The sequence below is a fragment of the Streptomyces sp. NPDC051976 genome, assembly GCF_040680795.1.
Taxonomy (GTDB): domain Bacteria; phylum Actinomycetota; class Actinomycetes; order Streptomycetales; family Streptomycetaceae; genus Actinacidiphila.
This window is the reverse complement of record NZ_JBFAXL010000072.1, coordinates 16,193-37,739: the sequence shown is the minus strand read 5'-3', so window position 1 is coordinate 37,739 and position 21,547 is coordinate 16,193. Positions and strand designations below refer to the sequence as shown.

General features: G+C 68.8%; 16 protein-coding genes and 4 pseudogenes. 9 read left to right on the top strand and 11 right to left on the bottom strand.

Annotated features, from left to right (window positions below):
• A partial coding sequence (locus AB0M29_RS39675) for a transposase (RefSeq protein WP_365391675.1) occupies window positions 1–652 on the bottom strand: 652 nt, incomplete at its 3' end.
• A gap of 193 nt (window positions 653–845) precedes the next feature.
• Between AB0M29_RS39675 and AB0M29_RS39670 the strand changes: the two are divergent.
• The 7 genes and pseudogenes from AB0M29_RS39670 to AB0M29_RS39640 form a co-directional block, all read left to right on the top strand.
• Window positions 846–998: pseudogene (locus tag AB0M29_RS39670) on the top strand (transposase); the annotation flags it as partial.
• A 108-nt stretch (window positions 999–1,106) separates the two neighbouring features.
• On the top strand, window positions 1,107–1,550 hold the full coding sequence (locus AB0M29_RS39665; RefSeq protein WP_365391674.1) for a hypothetical protein: 444 nt from the start codon (window positions 1,107–1,109) through the stop codon (window positions 1,548–1,550).
• Between the two features lie 123 nt (window positions 1,551–1,673).
• A pseudogene (locus AB0M29_RS39660) lies at window positions 1,674–1,778 on the top strand (hypothetical protein); the annotation flags it as partial.
• A complete protein-coding gene (locus tag AB0M29_RS39655) occupies window positions 1,744–2,319 on the top strand; it encodes a hypothetical protein (RefSeq protein ID WP_365391673.1) in 576 nt (191 codons plus the stop codon). The pseudogene AB0M29_RS39660 and the gene AB0M29_RS39655, both read left to right, overlap by 35 nt.
• A gap of 119 nt (window positions 2,320–2,438) precedes the next feature.
• Entirely contained in the window at window positions 2,439–3,425 is a 987-nt protein-coding gene (locus AB0M29_RS39650) for an alpha-L-fucosidase (protein WP_365391672.1), read from the top strand.
• Between the two features lie 192 nt (window positions 3,426–3,617).
• Window positions 3,618–4,880, top strand: a pseudogene (locus AB0M29_RS39645) (alpha-L-fucosidase).
• Between the two features lie 451 nt (window positions 4,881–5,331).
• Window positions 5,332–8,166: a hypothetical protein gene (locus AB0M29_RS39640; protein WP_365391671.1), complete on the top strand. Its 2,835-nt coding sequence runs from the start codon at window positions 5,332–5,334 to the stop codon at window positions 8,164–8,166.
• 522 nt (window positions 8,167–8,688) lie between these two features.
• On the opposite strand, the gene AB0M29_RS39635 is transcribed toward AB0M29_RS39640, so the two are convergent.
• Window positions 8,689–9,237, bottom strand: coding sequence for a hypothetical protein (locus tag AB0M29_RS39635; protein WP_365391670.1), 549 nt, complete (start codon window positions 9,235–9,237; stop codon window positions 8,689–8,691).
• A gap of 60 nt (window positions 9,238–9,297) precedes the next feature.
• The gene (locus AB0M29_RS39630; RefSeq protein ID WP_365391669.1) at window positions 9,298–10,116 is read right to left on the bottom strand and encodes an IS5 family transposase; all 819 of its coding nucleotides are present in this window, start codon (window positions 10,114–10,116) and stop codon (window positions 9,298–9,300) included.
• A gap of 200 nt (window positions 10,117–10,316) precedes the next feature.
• Here AB0M29_RS39630 and AB0M29_RS39625 point away from each other — a divergent pair, with 200 nt between their 5' ends.
• Complete coding sequence (locus AB0M29_RS39625) at window positions 10,317–11,522, top strand: IS256 family transposase (RefSeq protein ID WP_365391676.1); 1,206 nt, start codon at window positions 10,317–10,319, stop codon at window positions 11,520–11,522.
• Window positions 11,523–11,819: 297 nt separating this feature from the next.
• On the opposite strand, the pseudogene AB0M29_RS39620 reads toward AB0M29_RS39625, so the two are convergent.
• The 7 genes and pseudogenes from AB0M29_RS39620 to AB0M29_RS39590 all read right to left on the bottom strand — a co-directional run.
• Window positions 11,820–12,242 (bottom strand): annotated as a pseudogene (locus AB0M29_RS39620) (transposase); the annotation flags it as partial.
• Window positions 12,243–12,349: 107 nt separating this feature from the next.
• The gene (locus tag AB0M29_RS39615; protein ID WP_365391668.1) at window positions 12,350–13,255 is read right to left on the bottom strand and encodes a carbon-nitrogen hydrolase family protein; all 906 of its coding nucleotides are present in this window, start codon (window positions 13,253–13,255) and stop codon (window positions 12,350–12,352) included.
• Complete coding sequence (locus AB0M29_RS39610) at window positions 13,252–14,244, bottom strand: ABC transporter ATP-binding protein (RefSeq protein WP_365391667.1); 993 nt, start codon at window positions 14,242–14,244, stop codon at window positions 13,252–13,254. The genes AB0M29_RS39615 and AB0M29_RS39610 overlap by 4 nt, the downstream gene beginning before the upstream one ends.
• On the bottom strand, window positions 14,241–15,224 hold the full coding sequence (locus AB0M29_RS39605) for an ABC transporter ATP-binding protein (RefSeq protein WP_365391666.1): 984 nt from the start codon (window positions 15,222–15,224) through the stop codon (window positions 14,241–14,243). The genes AB0M29_RS39610 and AB0M29_RS39605 overlap by 4 nt, the downstream gene beginning before the upstream one ends.
• Window positions 15,221–16,138, bottom strand: coding sequence for an ABC transporter permease (locus AB0M29_RS39600; RefSeq protein ID WP_365391665.1), 918 nt, complete (start codon window positions 16,136–16,138; stop codon window positions 15,221–15,223). Before AB0M29_RS39600 ends, AB0M29_RS39605 begins: the two co-directional genes overlap by 4 nt.
• On the bottom strand, window positions 16,135–17,151 hold the full coding sequence (locus AB0M29_RS39595; RefSeq protein ID WP_365391664.1) for an ABC transporter permease: 1,017 nt from the start codon (window positions 17,149–17,151) through the stop codon (window positions 16,135–16,137). Before AB0M29_RS39595 ends, AB0M29_RS39600 begins: the two co-directional genes overlap by 4 nt.
• 2 nt (window positions 17,152–17,153) lie before the next feature.
• Complete coding sequence (locus AB0M29_RS39590; protein WP_365391663.1) at window positions 17,154–18,755, bottom strand: ABC transporter substrate-binding protein; 1,602 nt, start codon at window positions 18,753–18,755, stop codon at window positions 17,154–17,156.
• A gap of 149 nt (window positions 18,756–18,904) precedes the next feature.
• On the opposite strand from AB0M29_RS39590, the gene AB0M29_RS39585 reads away from it, so the two are divergent.
• Window positions 18,905–19,807 carry a LysR family transcriptional regulator gene (locus AB0M29_RS39585; RefSeq protein ID WP_365391662.1) on the top strand — a complete coding sequence of 301 codons (903 nt, stop codon included), beginning with the start codon at window positions 18,905–18,907 and terminating at the stop codon, window positions 19,805–19,807.
• 775 nt (window positions 19,808–20,582) lie between these two features.
• Here the strand turns inward: AB0M29_RS39585 and AB0M29_RS39580 are convergent.
• Window positions 20,583–21,539, bottom strand: a complete 957-nt coding sequence (locus AB0M29_RS39580) for a hypothetical protein (RefSeq protein WP_365391661.1) — start codon at window positions 21,537–21,539, stop codon at window positions 20,583–20,585.
• Between the last annotated feature and the right edge of the window lie 8 nt (window positions 21,540–21,547).

The following is a 21,547-nucleotide window of genomic DNA, read 5'->3' as shown; positions in this document are numbered from 1 at the left end:
TCTCCGCGCGGGCCACGATGCGTTCTGCGGCCTCGACCTTGATCCTTATCTCCTTGGCGGACGGCAGGGCCCGCTCATAGAGCCGGTCCCGGGCCTTGCGGGCCCGGGCGAGCAGATCACACAGGCGTGACAGCTTCGGCCAATCGTCACGCTGTGGCTCGCTGCCGGCGTCCCAGATGTCGCCGGTCTCGACTAGCCGGGCATGGTCGCACGCGTCGTCCATGAGTGCGCTGATCTCGTCCTCGCACCGGGCGATGACAGCTTCAAGGCGGTGCAGCTGCTTGTTGGAGTCACGGGAGGCGTTCGCGTCCATTGGTGAGCCGTCCACCGCGACCGCCGACAGATCGACCAGCCCACGACTGCCACACAGAGCCAGCACCTGCACGAACAGCTGCGTCAACGCGTCGCGGTGACGCTGAACGAACCGCGCGACGGTGGAATGGTCCACGGCGCGGTTCGCGGTAATGATCCGGCAGCCCAGATCGTCCCAGCAGGCCCGCTCGATGCCGCGCGAGGAGCGTATGCCCTTGCTGTAGCAGTAGAAGAGCAGCGTGACCAGGACCACCGGCGGGTAGCCGGCGCCGCCCTGACCATCGGCACGGTAGCCACCCTCGAAGGCCGAGAGATCGAGCCCCTCGACCACCTCGAGCACTCTCCAACACAAGTGCCCTGGCGGCAGCCACTCCCGGGCACTCTTCGGCATCTCAAGATCACGTTCGCGGTCACACAGCAGGAAGTTCCGCCCCACCAGCCCAGACTCCGACGTCCCCGCAACGACTGGAACCGAACATCGAATCGCTCTTGACTCCCAGGTGGGGACAGTCATGCGACAGCCTCCCACCCGCCCCGCAGCCGTGCCCCAACCCACCCGACCAGGCCCCGGACGCCCGCCCGGCTCACAAAACCGCAGGCCAGCACCACGATATGAGCCCGGGAAAACCGTCAAACGCGTCGCAACCCTCACCGAACACGTCCGCCTGAAACAGCAGCAGGGATAGACGCCAAGGTTAGTCGGTGTTGTCGTTCCGAGCTTGAGGGCTGAGTCTTCGCTGGTCAGGCGTAGTGCCGGTGATTTCGTGGGAGTTTGTGGTCTGTCGGGTTGTCGCTTGCCGGGGAGGCCTGTCGTCCTGGCGCTCTTCGTCGACCTGCGCGGCAAGCCGTGCGCCAAGCTGGTACCGGTCGAGGCGGTGGAGGAACTCGCGTCCGAGGGCGTCGGCTTCGCCGGGTACGCCGTCGGCGCGATGGGCCAGGAGCCGAGGGACCCCGATCTGGTCGCGATCCCTGACGTCTCGTTCTTCACGCCTATCCCGTTCATCAAGGACGGGTTGGCGATCGTCCACTGCGACCCGCACGTTGAGGGCAAACCGTGGCCGTTCGCGCCGCGCAACATCCTCAAAGCGATCGTTGCCCAGGCCGCCTGCTCGGGTTTCGAGGCCTGGGTCGGCGCGGAGGTGGAGTATTCCTCCTCACCCGGAACACCGACGGCAGCCTCGCCACTGCCGACACCGACGACGACGCTGCGCGGCCCTGCTACGACGCCCGGGGACTGACCCGCATGTACGACCACCTCGCAGCGATCAGTCAGGCGATGAACGCGCTCGGCTGGGGGGAACTACGCCAACGATCATGAGGATGGCAACGGGCAGTTCGAGCAGAACTTCACGTACGCCGATGCCCTCACTACCGCGGATCGCGTCGTAACGCTCCGCTACCTCCTGAGCATGGTCCGCCCGGGAGCGGGGTATGATCGCCACCTCCATGCCGAAGCCCTTCGCTGACCGCACCGGCAGCGGACTGCATTTGCACCTCTCCCTCACCAGCGGTGGCACGCCGGTCTTCCCGAGCAACGGCGCCGAGGACCCGCGCGGTCTCGGGCTGTCGGAAACGGCGTACGCCTTCGTCGGCGGAATCCTCGACCATGCGGCCGCCCTGCAAGCACTCATTGCACCGACCGTCAACTCCTACAAGGGCACCGGGGCCGTGTCCACGACCTCGGGAGCGTCATGGGCGCCGGCGAAGCCCACGTACGGCGGGAACGACCGAACTCACTATGTTGGGGTCCCCGACCAGCAGCGCATTGAGCTTCGCGGGGGTGACGGGTCGGCGAATCCGTACCTCGCCGTGGCCGCCGCACTGGGCGCCGGGCTCGACGGCATCAAGCGCAGCGCCGACCCAGGTGAGGTCGGAGTGCTCGACGAGATGCGTCCCGCCTTCCCGCTGACCCTCCTGCACGCCGTGGAACAGCTCGAGGCCGACGCACTAGTCAAGGAGGTCCTCGACGCGGCCATCACCGACGGGTCTGCCTCCCCCCGGAATTAGCGTCTCCACCTACTTCGCCGACATCAAGCGGGCGGAGTTCTTCGATTGGCACTCTGCGGTCACTCCGTGGGAGGTCGACCACTACCTGACCGCCTTCTGAGCGCCGAAAGGGACAACACATGTGCGAGATCCTCGGGCTGCACCTGCGCAACCCGGGGCTCTACTCACGACTCGGCGAGCTACTGACCGGGATGCTGTGCGAGATGGAGGACCGCGGCGCTCACTCCGCCGGCGTAGCTGTGTACGGCGACCAGCAGTGGTCGCCCCCCGGTCGGGGCTCGGTCTCGCGCCTAGAGGTGCCTGCTGGCCCAGAGGAGGCGGCGGCCACGATCGGCGCCTTGCCGGCAGAGGTCCGTACGAGCTGCCCGCCCGGCCCTGAATACGCCGGCTACGTCGACGCCCACTGGCGCGAGCTGATCGAGCGGTATCAGCCGGACATCCTGTGGAACGACATGGGCTATCCCGGCGACCCCGCGGAACTGATCCGCGACTACTACACCGATGTGCCCGAGGGAATCGTCAACGACCGTTTCTGGTCGGGCGCCTACGACGTGGCCACGCCCAACATCGCACGCCGTCACGAAGTGGACGCCCGGCCCTGGGAGGTGGGCCGTCCGATCGGTTTCTCCTTCGGCTGGAACCGCCAGGAAGGCCCCGAACACTGCTTGACCGGGACCCAGCTCGTCCATCTGCTCCTCGATGTCGTCAGCAAGAACGGCAACCTCCTGGTGGGTGTCGCCCCCGACGACCGCGGCCGCATCCCTATGCTCCAGCAGCGCCCGCTGCGCGAACTGGGACGCTGGCTCGACGTCCACGGCGAGGCGGTGTATGGCACCCGCCCATGGAAAACGGCCGAGTCCACCACCCAGGACGGCCTCCAGGTCCGCTTCACCACAACGCCCGACGCCCTCTACGCCCATCTGCTCGGTCCCGCCACCGGTGACATCGTGATCACCGACTTGCGTCTCCCCGTCGAAGCCCAGGTCGTCGACCTCGCCTCAGGCGAACCCGTGCCGACCGCCGACGGGCAGAAGGGCACCGTTTTCAGCCTTCCCGCAGCCGCCGACCCGGTGGCGCGCGTCCTTCGGATCACCCCGCTCCCGTAAGCCGGCCGGACGTGGAGGGGCGGCTGAATCCGCAGGCGCGACTGGGGCGTGCTGGCGAGCGTAACCACCCCGGGTGCGGCGGCCGGCCGGCCCAACGCGCCCCTCGTGTCCGCTCGCTCGTCCGCCCCTGCCCAGGCCCTTGATTCCGCCTGTCCAGCCATCGCTTTGTCCGCATGAGAGGAAGTCGCCGTTATGCCCATACAGCCCTGGTTCCCCGACGCGAAGCTCGGGATCTTCGTCCACTGGGGGATCTACGCCGTGGACGGAGTCACCGAATCCTGGTCGTTCTACAACGGCGAGGTGACCTACGAGCAGTACATGGCACAGCTCGGTGGCTTCATCGCGGAGAAGTACGACCCCGGCGCGTGGGCGGATCTGTTCGTCCGGGCGGGCGCCGGCTACGCCGAGCTGACTGCCCGCCACCATGACGGGGTCTCCCTGTGGGACACCGCCTACGGGGACCTCTCGATGGTGGGACCCTCCCCCGCCGCGCGAGACCTGGTTGCGGGCTACGTCGACGCCGTACGCGATCGGGGACTGAAGGTCGGCCTCTACTACTCGCACTCAGACTGGTCCCACTGCGACTACCCCACGATTCGCGCTCCGGAGCACACTCGGTCGGAGTACGCCAACCACCCCTACAGCGAGCCCGCAGAAGGGGAGCCGGAAGACCCAGGTGCCTGGCGACGCTACCTCGCCTACCGGGACGGCCAGATCACCGAACTCGTCACCCGGTTCCGGCCCGACCTGCTGTGGTTCGATGGCGACTGGGAGCGCACCGAGGAACAGTGGCGGATCCGCGAACTGAGCGAGCTGATCCTTACCCACGTCCCCGAAGTGGTCCTCAACGCGCGGCTGCCGGGTTACGGGGACTACGCCACCCCGAGCAGGTCCGCCGATGCGGGCGCCTGAGGGGCCCTGGGAACGGTGCATGACGATCAACGACTCATGGGGCTTCAGGCACCAGGACACCAACTACAAGTCGGTGCGCCAGCTCGTGCGCTACTTCGCCGAGACGATCGGTATGGGCGGCAACCTGCTCCTAGACGTCGGCCCCAGAGAGGACGGCACCATCCCGCAGGAGCAGGTCGACCGCCTCGAAGGGCTCGGCCGGTGGATCGCCACCCACTCCGCTGCCGTCCATGGCACGGTCGCCGGGCTGCCACCCGGCCACCACTACCTAGCACCCTCTCAGCCGACCGGCGGACTCTGTACCTCATCTGCTTCGACCCGCCCCGCGAATCCATCGCCCTGCGCGGCCTGCGTACCCCAGTCGCCACCGTCGTCGGCGCTGGCAGCCAACTGCCCCACCGCATCATTGGCGGCCACGAAGACATCCCTGGCGTCCTGTGGATCGACGCTCCCTCCCCCACCGACCTCGACCCCTATGCCACCGTCGTGGCCCTCGAACTCGCCGGCGAACTCGACATCTACGACGGCCCGGGCCGCGCCTGATCACCGGCCCGGATTCAACCGCCTGCCGCCGCCCCATCGGGTTACGGTGCTGTCCAGCCCCGTAACCCGATGGGCGGTGACCGCCTGCCGGCAACGGACCTGCGTTCGCGGTCTACCGCTGTGACTCGATTCCGTCGAAACTCTTGCGGAGACATCGGATGGATGCAAGCCTCTGACACCATCATCACCGCCGCCATCACCCACCATTCGATGGAAACGGGGCGGATCCACGGAGGTACATCCGATGAATCAATTCGGCCGCTCTCTATTCGCTCTCTTCAGCTCGGCGCTCCTAGCGGCTGGCGGACTCGTGTCGCTCGGTGCTTCCCTAGCGTCCGCCGCTGGCGAGGCTCTGTACGCCGCGCCGAACGGTGGCGGCATGGACTGCTCGATCACCGCTCCATGCAGCCTTACGGCTGCGCAGAGCGCTGTGCGTTCCCAGAACGGCTCGATGACCTCAGACATCACCGTCTACTTGAGGGGCGGCACATACCGAGTCACCAGCCCGCTGTACTTCAGCCCGCAGGACTCCGGTACCGGCGGGCACACCGTCCACTGGACCGCCTATCCCGGTGAAGTTCCCCTGGTCAGCGGTGGAACCAGGGTCACCGACTTCAGCCTGTTCGACTCCGCCAAGAACGAGTACCGCGCCCCCGTCCCCGCAGGCACCCAGAGCCGCCAACTGTTCGTCAACGGCACCCGCGCGCAGCGCGCCGGCACAGCCGTCAAGCGCGCCGACTTCGCATTGTCGGGCTCCTCGTTCATCACCAGCGACGGCTCATACTCCTCGCTCACACATCAGAGCCAGATCGAGGTCGTCGCCGACAACCAGTGGAAGTCGATGCGCTGCCCCCTGGAGAGCATCACCGCCACCAGCAGCGGCGGATCCAGCCTCAACGTGGACCCGGCTTGCTTCGACAACAACAACACCCACGTCCCCAACCCCGGATTCCCTCTGAACGGGGCCAGCCTGCCGAAACTCGATCACGTCGACTGGATCGAGAACGCCCCTGGTCTGCTAACCAAACCCGGACAGTTCTACCTGGACAGCAGCGCCAGCTACCTCTACTACACCCCTCGCACTGGTGAGAACCTGGCCACAGCCGACGTCGAACTGCCCGCCGTCCAGCAACTCCTGGACGTCTCCGGCACTCCCGGGCATCTGGCCCCAGTCAACGACACCGACTCGCACGCGACCTACACCGGCTCCTGGCAGACTTCCAGCGCCCGCCCCTACGGCGACCTGAACGGGGATGTCCACTACGCACAGACGGACGGCGACACGGTCAGCTACGCCTTCACCGGCACCGGCGTGCAGGTGCTCTCGGAGAACCACAGTGACGAAGGCACGATCGACGTCACAGTCGACCCGGGAACCGCACAGCAGCAGACTCTGCCGTCCGTCACCCCCAACAGCGCCAGCGAGAGGCTGGCCCAGCAGGCGGTCGTCAGCGTCGGTGGCTTGAGCAAAGGACCGCACACCGTCGTCCTGACCAAACACGGCGGCACGTACATGCTCATCGACGGCTTCACCGTCATCCCGGACGCCGTCCTCCCCGTGCGGAACATCAGCTTCGAGGGCATCAACTTCTCTTACAGCACCTGGACCCAGCCCACCACCTCCGGCTACATCGACAACCAGGCCGGCATGCTGTGGGACCCCACGACCCACTCCCCGGTGAAGATACCCGCCGCAGTCCAGGTCCATCGCGGCAATGGCATCAGCTTCACCCGTGACTCCTTCGCCCACCTCGGGGGCACCGCTGTCGACCTCGCCGACGGCACCCAGAACTCCGATGTCACCGGCAGCATTGTCACCGACACCTCCGGAGACGCGGTCTCGCTCGGCGAGGTCGACGACTACTACCAGACACGCACCGATCTGATGACCACCGGCGACACCGTCACCGACAACACCATCAGATACGTCGGTCAGGACTATCACGACGCGGTCGGCATCTGGGCCGGCTACACCCGAAGTGCCTCGATCAGCCACAACGATGTCGGCTACACCCCCTACTCCGGCGTCTCCCTCGGCTGGGGCTGGGGCTGGGCGTCGAGCTGCGCCCTCCAGGCCAAGCAGGGGCTGTCTATTTGCCTGCACGGCAGCACCTACGCCGGCGGCAACCAGATCACTGGCAATTTCGTCCACAACGTGATGCGCACAATGTTCGACGGCGGCCCGATCTACACCCTCGGCGGACAGGACGGCGGCAACGGCCAGATGACCTCGACTCTGTCCGGGAACTACGTCGCTGAGTGCGACGGCGACTCGAACCAGAGCCACATGCTGTACCTCGACGAGGGCAGCTCCTATTGGGACACCCACGACAACGTGGTCGGCTTCAGCGGGGGGAGACGTTGGGTCTTCATGTGGACCCCGACGATCCACGACAACAACATCCGCAGCAACTACTCCGACAGCCTGAACTACTTGAACTACGGCACCAACATCACGTACAACGCCCCCACGCTCGTCTCCGACGGCGCCTGGCCCGCCGCCGCGCAGCAGATCATCAACGGCGCCGGCCCCTCAGCGCAGTACCGGCCGCTGACCGGCCGGATCGACGACGACGAGCCCACCATCGCCTACAGCGGCTCCTCCTGGTTCGCCTCGGGCAATCGCGGCGTCGGCGACTACAACGACGGCATCCACGCCGCCGCCGCCAACGGCGACTCAGTCTCTTACACCTTCACGGGCACGGGCATCGGCGTCATCGGCGAGAGGAACAGCGACCAGGGCACCGTTGAAATCAGAATCGACAGTCAGTCACCGGGCGTGACGGTCGACACTTCCGCATCCTCCCGGCAGGTCCAGCAGACCATCTGGAGCACAAGCGGCCTGGACCCCACGGTCAGTCACACCATCCAGATCATCAAGCGCAGCGGCGGATTTGCCACCCTGGACGGCTTCAACGTCACCCGCACCGTCAACGACGACAACGCGGCGCTGCAGTACCACGGCTCGTGGAGCACGCTAAGCAATCGGGGCTTCGGCGACTACCGCGACGATGTCCACTATTCCACCACCACCGGCGACAGCGTCACCGTCTCCTTCTACGGCACCGGCGTCGCCGCCCTCACCGAGACAAACACCGACGAAGGAACCGTCAACGTTTCCCTTGACGGCACCTCACAAGGCACCCGCGACGCAAACACCACACCCAGACACGCCCAGCAGACGCTGTACCAGGCCAACGGCCTGCCGCTCGGCAACCACACCCTGACGCTGACTAAGGGCAACACCGGCACCTTCATGGTCATCGACCGGTTTGACATCAGCTGAAGGGACCTCCCCCAGCCGTCGCCCGAGTAATCGCAACCGACCGAGCAGCGCGGGCTCCGAGAGCTGATCAAGCAGCTCTCGGAGCCCGCACATGAAAGCCGGAGGCGCCAGGTCGAATCGCACGAATAGTCAGTTCGGCAAGCGGTCCACCATCCACCAGGCGGCGCTGTTGGCTCTTGCCCTCGTCGCACGGAAGGCTGGACAGCAGCGGTCTCCCAGGGACAGGAGCTGTGCCGCGACCACCTGAAAGCTGCTGGTCATCGAGCTACAGACCGGTTCACCACCATGCTCTGACGAGATCCTCGAACGCCTCGCCTCATATCTGGGAGTGTCTAATAAGAACTCCTGGCAAAATGAACTGCTTGTGCCTTGTAGTGACGAGCTGTCAGTTCATGTGGAGAAACGTACCGACGCCTTCCATGATGCCGCGTCGACAGCTTCGATCCGCATCCGGTTGCGGGCGTGATCAGCTGCCGTCCATCGGACTGACCGCGGTGTCACCCCCGTCTGCCCGATGGGCACTCAGCAACGCGACCACGCTTCTCGGGGTAGGAAGTGAGGGAGGTCGTCCAGTGCCTCACGGGGCACGAACACCGGTCGCGTGAGTAGCTGATCGCCTGCACGCTGCACATCCAGAACGACGCCCAGCGATTCCGACCCAGGAACTCCAGCGTTCAGATACGAGAGCTCCGAATGCGGCTCGCGGGCCTCGGCACGGCCGATCATCCACTGCTCCAGAACGGAGGGGACCCGGCCGACCAGAGCTTCCCCCTCCACGAAGACTTGGGGTCCTCGCAGCGCATCGACCACGACGCCGGCCAGACGTTCCTCCCGGTAGTAGAGCTTCAAACCGAATTCTCGGTACTCGCCCTCCTCGACGGCGTCGACGGTCTCGCCCGCACGACGGCGAAACCTGTGACGCTGAGCTTCCCTGGTGGCACCACCCAGGACCTGCGACGTCTCGTCGGGACCCATACCGAACGCCAGCAGCCCCACACTCACGAACGGATCCAGAGTCCATTGCTGCCGTTCGTCATCCGCGAGCACATGCCACCACTCGAACATGACCACGGAGACTACGGCAGCGCCACGGACCCAGGGCCACCGGCCGCAAGGCCCCCCAGACAGGCCCTAGTCAAAGGTAGTCTTCAGGCGACGCCAGCAGATGATGGCGCAGCCGAGAGTGAGGAAGGCTTCGTGGACGTCTTCGCGGATCTCCCAGCGGGTGCGCAGGCGGCGGAACCAGTGCAGGAGCGCGAAGGCGGCTTCGACGACCCAGCGGTGCACGCCCAGGCCGGAGCCGTGCTCGGTCCCTCGGCGAGCGATGACCGGGCGGATGCCCACCTCTCGCAGCTCGCGGCGGTAGACGTCATAGTCGTAGCCGCGGTCGGCGTACAGCACCTTGGGGCGCTGCCGGGGACGCCCGCGCTTGCCCCGGACCGGAGGCACGGCATGGACCAGGGGCATGAGCTGGGTGACATCGTGGCGGTTGCCGCCAGTCAGTGAGGCGGCGAGCGGGATGCCGTGCGCCTCCACGATCACGTGGTGCTTGCTGCCCGTCCGTCCCCGGTCCACCGGTGACGGCCCCGTCTTCGTGCCGCCCTTCATCGCCCGCAGGTGCGAACCGTCGACAGCAGCCCGGGAGAAGTCCAGCAGGCCGGCCGCCCGTAACTCGGCCAGCAGGAGCTCGTGCAAGGCCTGCCACACTCCGGCCTCCTGCCAGTCCCGCAGCCTACGCCAGCACGTACTCCCTGAGCCGTACCCCAGCTCCTGCGGCAGGAACTCCCACGGGATACCCGTGTAGAGCACAAACAGGATCCCGTTGAGCACCCGCCGGTCATCCAGCCGCCTACGCCCCGGATACCGCTGCCTGCGTTCGACCACCGGCAACAGCGGATCGATCCGCTCCCACAGCCCATCCTCGACCTCCCACCGCCGACGCTGCCCCACACCCCACCCCGATCCATCGGATGCAGGCCCAACACCGACTGACAGCCTGTCATTCCAAGGCAACAGCCGATCATTTTGCTAGGACTCCTAAACGGCGGATCTGTTGATCATGGAGACGCCAAGTGAGTGAGATGACAACCGAGCACGGGCCTGTGTCGGAACCGGTGGGTGTGGCCGCGTCGGACGAGCAGTTGATCGAGATGTTGGTCGACCGGGCCCGGAGCGAGGGCATGCAGCTGACCGGTGCCGGCGGGCTGCTGCAGCAGCTGACCAAGCGGGTGCTGGAGTCCGCCCTGGAGGGCGAGATCACCGATCACCTCGGTTACGACAAGCACGATCCGGCGGGGAAGAACAGTGGTAACAGCCGCAACGGCAGCCGGTCCAAGACCGTGCTGACCGACGTCGGTCCGGTCGAGGTCAAGGTGCCCCGGGACGTGGAGGGCAGCTTCGAGCCGCAGATCGTGCGGAAGCGGCAGCGTCGTCTGACGGGCGTGGACGAGATGGTGCTGTCTCTGTCCGCGAAAGGCCTCACCCACGGGGAGATCTCCGCGCACCTGGCCGAGATCTACGGCGCCGAGGTCTCCAGGCAGACCATCTCCACCATCACCGACCAGGTCATGGACGGGATGGCCGAATGGTCCAACCGGCCACTCGACCGCGTTTACCCCGTCCTGTTCGTGGACGCCATCAACGTCAAGATCCGGGACGGGAAGGTCGCCAACCGGCCCATCTACGTCGTCATGGCCGTCACGACCGAGGGCACCCGGGACATCCTCGGCGTCTGGGCCGGCGACGGCGGCGACGGCGCGAAGTACTGGCTGCAGGTCTTCACCGAGCTGAAGAACCGCGGCCTGGACGACGTGCTGATGCTGGTCTGCGACGGACTCAAGGGCCTGCCCGACGCGGTCGAGACCGTCTGGCCCCGCACCATCGTGCAGACATGCATCATCCACCTCCTGCGCAACAGCTTCCGCTATGCGGCCCGCCAGGACTGGGACAAGATCGCCAAGGCGCTCAAGCCCGTCTACACCGCCCCGAACGAAAGCGCCGCAGCCGAACGCTTCGGAGAGTTCCAGGACGCCTGGGGGAAGAAGTACCCGGCGATCATCAGGCTCTGGGAGAACGCCTGGGCCGAGTTCGTGCCCTTCCTCTCCTTCGACGTCGAGATCCGCACGGTCATCTGCTCGACGAACGCCATCGAGTCAGTCAACGCGCGGATACGCAAGGCCGTCCGGGCCCGCGGGCACTTCCCCACCGAGGCAGCCGCCCTGAAATGCGTCTACATGGCCCTGATGAGCCTCGATCCGACCGGCAAGGGCCGCAAACGCTGGACCATGCGCTGGAAAGCACCCCTGAACGCCTTCCAGATCGCCTTCGAGGGCCGGCTCACCCCGGCCAACAACTGAACCTCAACAACCAAGATCAGCCGTTAACTGGACACACCCCCTCGGCACCGACAAACCGCAGCCCACACCGGCACAACCCCAACGCACCCTGACCAACGGAACAGCAGGAGCCCGCCTGCACGTTGGCAGCGATTTGCAGCCCGCTGGCACCCGCGCCGCCGATCTACGGAGGCCCACCCACCGAAGCCCAGGCAGCGCCGGATGAACGGCACCCGCCCCGGGCCCCAGCCAGCGCGCAGGTCGGATGAGGGTGCCCGCCGGGCGGGTGGATCACCAGATCGTGCCGAAGAACCTGGTGTGGGTGTCGGCGGCCTGCAGCCAGGCCGCCTCCCGGGCTGCGGCGCGGGCCGACCGCAGGCGGTCCAGTATGCGTTCGTCGACGGCGGTCAGCGGCCGCCAAGCCGTCGGCGTGGAGGCCACCGGACCGAACACCTCACGCTGGTCCCGCAGAACGGCCAGATCCGCGATCGCCTCGCCGCCGTCGGCGAGCATCACTGCGAGATCGGTGGCGATCCGGCCTGGGCCATGGCCGGTGTCGCGCGGCCGAAGCGGCCGGAGCACGGTGGAATACGCCGCCGTCAGCCCGGTCGCCTCGGCGAGATCCGCCAGCAGACGTGCTCCGGCGTGCCCGAGCACCCCCGACCCGTCAGTGGACACCACAAGCCGGGGCCGCGTACCGATATCCTTCACGCAGAAAGTGCCTTCCTCTGGCGACGACAGAACCCCTAGACAAGGTCCATCGTCCCAGCTCAGGAAGGCACTTTTGCGTTTCTACCCAACCCTCAGCCGCACCCCAACCGAAACGGCGAGGCTAGTCGCTGCTGCGGTCAGTGGGTTTTGGCAGGCTCGGTCGGGGTGCGGAGGGGGCCGAGGTCCCGCATCACGGCGCCGGCGTCGTAGCCGAGCAGGGCGGGGGGGAAGGGCGGGGCGGCGTCGCGCAGTTGCTTCCACAGGGCGTTGAGTCCCGCGGTGCCGTGCTCGCGGACGGTGGAGACCAGGTCGAGGTCGAGGAAGAGCGTGAGGAACTCCTCTCCGGTGCCGCCCTCGGCCATCAGGCGGCCCTCGGGGTCGGTGACGACCGAGCGGCCGGTCCCGAACAGCGCGCCGATGTTGGGGTTGACGACGTAGACCTGGTTGGTGATCGCGTTGGCGCGGGCCAGGACGAGTTCCTGCGCGCGGTCCGAGGTGCGGGTGTATGTGGGCTGGAGGATGACCTCCGCGCCCATCCAGGCCAGCGTCCTGATGATCTCCGGGACCCAGCCGTCGTAGCAGATGGCCAGGCCGAACCGGCCGATGCCGGGGACGTCGAAGACCACGTGCTCGTCGCCGGGCACCGACTGCTCGTACGGCATCCAGGGGAACAGCTTGCGGTAGCGCGCGACGATCTCGCCCTCCGGCGAGATGGCCAGCGCGGTGTTGTGCAGGTGGTCGCCGTTGCGCTCGGCGATGGTGCCGGGGACGATCCACTTGCCGGTCTCGGCGGCCAGTGCGCACAGCCGCTCGGTGAGCGGCCCGGGGATCTCCTCGGCGACTCGGTCGGTGTAGCCGGGCGGCGGCGGCGCGTCGAAGCTGCCCATCCCCGTCAGGTAGTACTCGGGGAAGACCAGCAGGTCCAGGGCTGGCATCGAGGAGGCCAGCATGCGGACCTCGCGCTCGAACTTGGCGAGGGTGGCCTCGGGGTCGTTGGGCACCGGCGCCACCTGCGCGGCGGCGATCCCGATGATGCGGCTCACTGGCTACTCCCTGTGCTGCTCGGTGCGCTGAGTTCGGATGCGGGTACGACCGCCGCGCCGGATGCGGGTGCGGGCGCCGGTTTGGCCGGCGGGTCGGCCCGGGCGCCGCCGCCCGGAGCACGGCCGCTCGCAGCACCGCCCCCCGCCTCGTCGCCCGCCTCCGCGCCGCCCACCAGGGCGGCTCGCCCCCGGCCGGGCACGGCAGCGATGAGCGTCCGGGTGTAGTCCGCCGCGGGCGCGTGCAGCACCTGCTGCGCCGGCCCCTCCTCGACCAGCCGCCCGGCGCGCATGACGCCGATCCGATCGGCCAGGTGCCGTACGACGCCGAGGTCGTGGCTGATCAGCAGGTAGGCCAGGCCCCGGCGCTGCCGCAGGTCGGCGAGCAGGTTGAGCACCTGCGCCTGGACCGATACGTCCAGCGCCGACGTCGGCTCGTCCAGCACCAGCAGCACCGGGTCCATCGCGAGCGCCCGGGCGATCGCGACGCGCTGGCACTGGCCGCCGGACAGCTCGTGCGGCCGCCGTCCGAGGAACCGGTCGGCCAGGCCGACCGACGCCAGCAGCGCCGAGACGGCCTCGGCGCGGCCGGCCGCGGTCAGGTTCGGCTGCGCGAGCCGCAGCGGCTCGTCCACCAGCCGGGCCACGGTCATCCGGGGGTTGAGCGCGGCGAACGGGTTCTGGAAGACGATCTGCACCCGGCGTCGCAGCGCGCGCAGGTCGCGGCCCTTGGCCCGGTCGAGCCTGACCCCTTCCAGCGCGATCTCGCCGGCCGCGGGTCTGAGCAGGCCGAGCACGGTACGGGCGAGCGTCGTCTTCCCGCAGCCGGACTCGCCGACGACGGCGTACGACTCGCCGGGCGCGATGTGGAAGCCGACGCCGTCCACCGCGCGGTGCCGGGCGTACGTGACGACCAGGTCCTGCACGCGCAGGACAGCGGGGACGCCGCAGACGTCAAGGGTGTCGGGGGTGTCGGGGGTGTCGGGGATCACGCCGCGACCTCCGGATCGGCGAAGTGGCAGAGGGCACTGCGGCCGCCGGGCAGCGTGCGCGCCGCGGGCGGCGTGCTGCGGCACTGTGCGGCGGCCCGCGGACAGCGGTTGGCGAAGACGCAGCCGGTGACGGCCAGCACGTCGGCCGGGACCTCGCCGGGCAGCGAGGCCAGCGGCGCGCCGTCGTCGTCCACGGTGGGCACCGCGGCCAGCAGCGCCTTGGTGTACGGGTGCGCGGGGGCGGTGAACACGTCCTCGACCGGCCCGGTCTCGACCACCTCGCCCGCGTACAGCACGGCGACGCGGTCGCACAGGTCGCGGGCCTCGCCGAGGTTGTGCGTGATGAACAGCACCCCGAAGCCGTGCGTGTGCTGGAGCCGCAGCAGCAGCCGCCTGACCTGCTGGGCGACGGTCACGTCGAGCGCGCTGGTGGCCTCGTCGGCGATGATCAGCCGTGGCTCGCAGGACAGCGCCAGCGCGATCATCGCGCGTTGCAGCATGCCGCCGGACAGCTGGTGCGGGTAGCTGCCGAGCACCCGGTCGGTGTCGTGCAGTTCGACCTCGGCGAGCAGTTTCGCGGCGCGGGCCCTGGCCTGCTCGCGCGAACCGCCGCGGTGCCGCCGGATGACGCGCTCGAACTGGGTGCGCAGGGTGCGGACCGGGTCGAAGGCGGTCGCCGGGTTCTGGAAGACCATGGCGATCGCGGCGCCGCGTACCGCGCGCAGTTGCGACGGCGGCGCGCCGAGCAGCTCGCGGCCGTCCAGCCGGATGCTGCCGCGGGCCAGGGCGGCGGGCGGCAGCAGTCCGAGCACGGCGAGGCCTGTGAGGGTCTTGCCGCAGCCGGTCTCGCCGACGACGCCGAGGGTCTGCCCGGGTTCGACGGTGAGCGTGACGCCGCGCACCGGCCGGGTCGCACCGCCGGACCGGCCACCGGGCCGCGGGAACTCGATCGTCAGGTCTTCGACGGTCAGCAGCGTCATCGGGTCACCGCCCTGGGGTCGAGGATGTCGCGCAGCGCGTCGCCGAGGACGTTGAAGGCGAGCACGGCCAGGAAGATCGCCGCGCCGGGCAGCGCGGACAGCCACCACTGCGACAGCACGTAGCTACGCCCGTCGGAGACCATCAGTCCCCAGTCCGGCGTGGGCGCCTGCGCGCCGACGCCGAGGAAGGCAAGCGACCCGGAGGCGAGGATCACCGTGCCGATGTCGATGCTTGCCTGGACGACGATCGGCGCGGCGGCGTTCGGCAGCACGTGGCGGGCCAGGATGGTGGTGTCGGAAAGGCCCAGTGCCCTCGCGCCGTCGACGAACGGCCGATCCCGCAGCCCGGCGGTAAGGCCCCGGGCGAGCCGGGTGTACCAGGGCCACCAGGCGATGGCGAGGGCGATCCCGGCGTGCATCAGGCTGGGCCCGAGTACCGCCGCGATGACCATGGCGAGCAGCAGCGGCGGGAACGCCAGGAACATGTCGGCGATCCGCATGACGGCCTCGTCCAGCCGCCCGCCGCGGTAGCCGGCGAGCAGGCCGAGCGGGACGCCGACGGCGACCGCGAGGGCCACCACCAGCAGCGGCGTCAGCAGCGCGGGCCGGGCGCCGATGATGATCCGCGACAGCACGTCGCGGCCGAGCGGGTCGGTGCCGAGCAGGTGGCCGCCGGTGCCGGGCGCGAGGTTGCGGTGCGCCACGTCGGCGACGCCGCGGCCCTGGTCGGGGAAGGGTGCGAGCCAGGGCCCGAAGACGGCGAGGACGACCAGCGCGCCGACCAGGACCACGCCGACCAGCGCGAGCCGGTCCCGCAGCACCGCGGTGGCGATCCGGCGCAGCCGGGTGGGCGCGGGGGTGTCCGCGGTGCGGACGGTGTCGAGCGGGCCGGTGGTTCCGGCGAGGAGCGTCATGTGAGCCTCACTCTCGGGTCGAGCCGGGCCTGCACGATGTCCACGGCAAGGTTGACCAGGATGTAGGCGGCGGCCCCGAGGACCGTGACGCCCATGATCGCCGGGTAGTCAGCGTTGAGCAGCGCGGTCGCCGCGAACTGCCCGAGGCCGGGCCAGTTGAAGACCACTTCCACGAAGAACGCTCCGGTCAGCGAGTAGGCCAGGGTCAGGCCCGCGACGGTGGCGACCGGCGGCAGCGCGCCGCGCAGTGCGATCCGGCCGACCGTCATCCGCTCACGCAGCCCGTAGGCGCGCGCGGCGCGGATGTGGTCGGCGGCCAGCACCTCGATCATCGAGGCGCGGGTCATCCGGGCGATGACGCCGATGGGGTAGGCGGCCAGCGTCAGCGCGGGCAGCACCAGGTGGTTGAGGGTGTCGGTGAACCCGGCGGCATTGCCGGTGAGCAGCGCGTCGACCAGGTTGAAGCCGGTGATCTTCTGGATCGGGTCGGTGAACTCCAGGTCCGGGTCGTTGCGCCCGGTCAGCGCGAACAGGCCGAGCTGCCCGAACACGGTGACCTGGAGCAGCAGTCCGAGCCAGAAAGCCGGCATCGACACGCCGCCGATGGCCAGCACCCGGATGACGTGGTCGGCCAGCCGCTGCCGCCGCACCGCGGCGATCACGCCGAGCGCGATGCCGAGCACGAGCGCTACGGCCATAGCGGCGGTCAGCAGTTCCAGGGTGGCCGGAAGCCGTCCGAAGACCTCGGAGGTGACGGGCTGCTTGGTGCCGATCGAGATGCCCCAGTCGCCGCGCACCAGTCCACTGAGGTAGTGCGCGTACTGCACCGGGAGCGACTGGTCCAGGCCCAGCTGGTGGCGGATCCGGGCGATCTGCTCGGGCCGGGCCTTCGGGCCGAGGTAGGCGACGGCCGGGTCTGCGGGCACCACGCGGGCCAGCACGAAGGTGACGACCGTGGTCCCGAGCAGGACGGCGGCCGCCGCCACCGCCCTGCGGAACAGGAAGCGCCGCATGCTCAGGCCCCCGCGCGGGTCAGGTCGTGGAAGAAGTAGTTGAAGGAGTAGTCCTGATTGCAGGTCACGCCCTTCACGGTCTTCGGCACGACCAGCGGGTTCGCCACGTCGTAGAGGAAGAAGCCCGGCGCCTGGTCGTACAGGCGGTTCAGAGCCTGGCCGTACTCACTCATCGCCTTGGCGTTGTCGGTCGCGGTGTAGGTCCCGGCGTCGTCGAGCAACTTGTCGTACGCGCTGTCCTTCCAGTAGCTGAGGTTGAAGGACGGCTTGTCGCTGGAGTGGAACAGCGAGTAGAGGTTGTCCGAGCCGGCGTCGGAGTAGGTCGGCCAGTACAGCAGCAGGAAGATGTCCTGCGCGGATTTCGGGTCGGACTTCGCGCGGTCCCACTGCTGGTTGAACAGCAGCGCCTGGACGTTGGCGGTGACGCCGATCTTGGCGAAGGCGTCCTTGATCAGCGGCGCGAAGCGGACCTGGGCCTGGTTCTCCGCGGCGTAGGTCACGTTCAGCTTAAGGCCCCTGCCGCCGGGGTGGCCGGCCGCCGCGAGCAGGTCCTTGGCCTTGGCGAGGTCCTGGTGGTACTGGGGGGTGCTGTCGGAGTACGGGAAGACGCCCTGCGGGACCGGGCCGCGCGACTGCGTGCCGAAGCCGTGCGCGCCGACGGTGATGATGTCCTGGTACGGGATCGCGTACGACAGCGCCTGCCGGACCCGGACGTCGTCTAGCGGCTTGCGGGTGGTGTTGAAGAAGCCGACGTAGTCCGAGGCGGTCTTGCAGGTGCTGACGGTGAAGCGCTTGTCCTTCTTGAACTGGTCGATGTTGTCCAGCGGCAGGCTGCTGGCCAGGTCCGCCTGGCCGCTGGTGAGCATCTGCTGCTGGACCACGGACTCCGGGGTGATGGTGTTGACGACGGTGGTGTAGGAGTCCTTCTTCCAGCCGCCCCAGTAGCCCGCGTACTTCTTGAGCACGACGCGCTGGCCCGAGGTGTACTGCGCGATCGTGTACGGTCCGGTGCCGCCGTCCTTGCCCGGGTCGAAGTACTTCGGGTCGGCCTTGGCGGCGGCCAGCGCCTTGGGGCTGACGATCCACGCCCCGTACATGCTGGAGGCGATCAGGTCCATCGGCGCGGCGTGGCTGAGCCTCATCACGACGGTGTGCTCGTCGGGGGTCTCGACACTCTTCAGCGGCGCCCAGATGAAGCTCGCGCCGCCGTGGTCCTTGGCGGCCTCGACGGACGCCTTGACGGCGGCTGCGGTCAGCGGTTCGCCGTCGTGGAAGGTGACGCCGGTGCGCAGGCGGAAAGTCCAGGTCAGCTTGTCGGCGCTTGCCTGCCACGAGGTGGCCAGCGCCGGCCGGTAGGGCTGGGCGGAGCCTGCGGGGTTCTTCCACAGCAGCGGCTCGTAGACGTTGGCCAGGTAGAAGACCTCGGTGGAGAACGACTTCACCGGGTCCCAGGTGGTGACGTCGGCGGTGGTCGCGACCTTCAGAATGGCCGACCGGGTGGAGTGCGACCCCGTGGAGCTGCTGCAGGCGGAGGCGGATATCAGGCCCAGACCGAGGATCAGGGTCAGGGTACAGCTCGAGGCTCTGGCGTTGCGCAAGGACATATCGGGCTCCTCGGAGATCCAGCCGCTTGCGGGCCGGTGCCGCCGCTCTGCTGTTGGGTTGCGCTTATCTTGCTGGCCACCCACCATGTCGTCCAATGCCCATTCGCGTTCCAACACATGCCTCGGAGGCATAGGTGGAAATTAGGCACTTGCGGTACTTCGTGGCAGTTGTCGACCACGGCTCCACGACGCGGGCCGCGGAGGCGCTGTTCGTCGCCCAGCCGTCTCTGTCGCGGCAGGTCCGCAGGCTGGAGGGCGAGCTGGGGCTGCGGCTGTTCGACCACACCGCGGGCCGGCTGCGGCTGACGCCGGCCGGGCGCCAGTTCCTGCCGGTCGCGCGGGACCTGACCGCGCGCTGCGACGCCGCGCGGGAGGCAGCGGCGGCGCTGGCCGGCGGCGAGGTCGGGAAGATCGCGCTGGCCGCGCCGGTGACCACGATCGCCGACGTGATCGCCCCGTTCATCGCGCAGATGCGGGCGGATGCGCCGATGCTCACCGTCGAGGAGGTGCCCCCCGCCGACGCCTACGCGGCGCTGTGGCGGGGGGCGGACCTGGCGATCTCCTCGGTGCCGCCGCCGGAGCACCTGGCGGGCGGAGAGATCGCCCGGCTGCCGCTGCTGGCGTATCCGCCGCCCGGGCACGCCTGGGAGGCGTACGACGGGCTGCGGATCGAGGAGCTGGTGACGCAGCCGCTGCTGCTGCTGACGCCGGAGCACGGCACCCGCCGGCTGTTCGACCACGCCGTGCAGCGGGCCGGCGTGCACTGCACGGCGGCCTTCGAGACATCGATCCCGCAGATCGCGCAGGCGCTGGCCGCCGCGGGCCACGGCGTCGCGGTGGTGTCCGACGACCCGCGGTACGAGCTGCGCTCACTGCCGATCGTCACCGACGACGGTCCGCTGCGGATCTCGCTGTATGCCGGGTGGGAGACGAGCCACTACGCGGCGCAGGCGATCGAGCCGCTGGTGCACGAGCTGCGGGCGTACTTCGTGAAGCGCTACGGGACCAGCGCGGCCCCCACCCCGGACACCCGGGGGCGGGAGCGCCTGTGACGGCAGGGGCCGCGCCGACAGCTCAGCCGGTACGCGAACGGGTGCTCAGCTGGTTCTCAGCCACGCGTCGTCGATGACGAACGACGTCTGGAGCGAGGAGTCCTCCGTCCCGGACAAGCGCAGCGTGACGGTCTGCCCGGCGTACGCCGGGTAGGTCGAAGGTGCGCAACGTGAAGCCGGGCGCGCCGTCGGCGTTGGACCACGTGCCCAGCGGATGCGCGGTCCCGGAGGAGTCCAGCACGGCGGCGTTGACGTGTCCGTAGGGCATCGGCCGCCGGTCATTGGGGTGGCGGATCGGGAAGGGAACAAGGCCGGCCGGGAACGTTCGACAGCCGCTGGAATGCGGCCGAAGCGCTTTTCGAAGAGCTGGCGTGTCTCGGTTCGGCGGGCGTCCAGACGCTGGTACACGTTGCTCGGGGGATGCGGATGCCCTCGTTGTCGACCTTGGTCTGGTCGTGCCACAGCATGGCAGTCCGCGGTAGCGGCCGATGCAGGGGAGAACGGCGCCGGGTGTCTCCCGGCAACGGAAGATGCCACTACTCGACTCCTGCCGGCACCCCCGGCGAGCTCGAGGGACGCAGGACGGTCAGCGGCCTCGTGACGTCACGTTCGACGTCGCCCATGGTCAGAAGGATCCCCAAGGCCGGGAACATCATCCGTGGTTGACGTCCCCCCTGGCGACTCGTGGCAGGGGGCATGGCAGATGCCGGGCCCCCTCTCACGTTTTTCTGCCGTCAAGAGCTGTCCGGCCGCCTTGCCGAGGGGGCCCCGAAATTCACACGCCGGTCCCGCTCCGGATCCGCGCCTTCTCGAACTCGGACACGGGGTCGCCTCCGACGCTCCAGGGCCAGGCCGCGACCGTGCCGTTGATCGCCTCGAAGACCGGACGGGCCTCGCCGCGCCGCTCGGCGGCCGCCAGCGCGTAGGCCAGCAAGTTCAGGTCGGCGAGGGCCGCCGCGTGGTGGAAGAACCCGGGCCGGGCCCAGGTGTGAGCCGCACGGTCGAGGGCCTGGGCGGCCGATGCGTGGGACCAGCGGTTGCGTGCCATCAGCGCCTCGACTCCGCCCCGGGTGAGGACGGAGTGGTACTGCACAACGTGGTCGGTGAGCTCGGTGGCCGCGCAGGGTGCGTTCGCGGGTGTGCCGGCGCGGACCGCGTCGACGAAGTCCAGTGCCTGGAAGCGCGATCCCATTTCGTCCGGTCCCAGATAGCGCAGCATGCTCAGGTACGCCTCGCGGTTCCAGCGGTCGCGATTCAGTACCTCGTTCCACAGTCCGAACACCTCCGGCTGGCTGCGGCGCTCCAGCCGTGACAGACCCAACAGGACCACCCAGGGAGTGGGGTCCTCCGGCGCCAGTTCGGCGGCGCGCAGACAGCTGTCGGCGATGCCGGCCGCGTCCTCCAGACGCCCCCGGGAGCGTCCGCGTTCGAGCTGCGCCCATGCGGAGAGGACGAGCGCGCTCGCGTTGCGCGGCTCACGAGTGGCCCAAGCGCGGGGCCCGTGTGATTCGGACAGACGGTACGCCAGCACGGAGAGCTGGTGGGTGCGGCGGTCCCAGTCGGTTCGGCTCTGGTCCAGGAGACGGGATATCTGGGCCATGCAAAGGTCCGTCGTCGCGATCGCGCCCGTACTTGTCGTCGCCTGGAGGGACTTCAGCAGCCGGCTGAGGGCAGCATCGTCGAGCTCCAAGGCGATACGTGCCCGTCTGCGGCGACTTGAGAGAAATGCCATGCACGGAG

Bases quoted from the DNA above. Each gene is read 5' to 3' on its own strand.
- AB0M29_RS39655 (WP_365391673.1), top strand. From the start codon at position 1,744: ATGATCGCCACCTCCATGCCGAAGCCCTTCGCTGACCGCACCGGCAGC.
- AB0M29_RS39650 (WP_365391672.1), top strand. From the start codon at position 2,439: ATGTGCGAGATCCTCGGGCTGCACCTGCGCAACCCGGGGCTCTACTCA.
- AB0M29_RS39640 (WP_365391671.1), top strand. From the start codon at position 5,332: ATGACCTCAGACATCACCGTCTACTTGAGGGGCGGCACATACCGAGTC.
- AB0M29_RS39625 (WP_365391676.1), top strand. From the start codon at position 10,317: ATGTTGGTCGACCGGGCCCGGAGCGAGGGCATGCAGCTGACCGGTGCC.
- AB0M29_RS39605 (WP_365391666.1), bottom strand. From the start codon at position 15,224: ATGACGCTGCTGACCGTCGAAGACCTGACGATCGAGTTCCCGCGGCCC.
- AB0M29_RS39600 (WP_365391665.1), bottom strand. From the start codon at position 16,138: ATGACGCTCCTCGCCGGAACCACCGGCCCGCTCGACACCGTCCGCACC.
- AB0M29_RS39595 (WP_365391664.1), bottom strand. From the start codon at position 17,151: ATGCGGCGCTTCCTGTTCCGCAGGGCGGTGGCGGCGGCCGCCGTCCTG.
- AB0M29_RS39590 (WP_365391663.1), bottom strand. From the start codon at position 18,755: ATGTCCTTGCGCAACGCCAGAGCCTCGAGCTGTACCCTGACCCTGATC.
- AB0M29_RS39580 (WP_365391661.1), bottom strand. From the start codon at position 21,539: ATGGCATTTCTCTCAAGTCGCCGCAGACGGGCACGTATCGCCTTGGAG.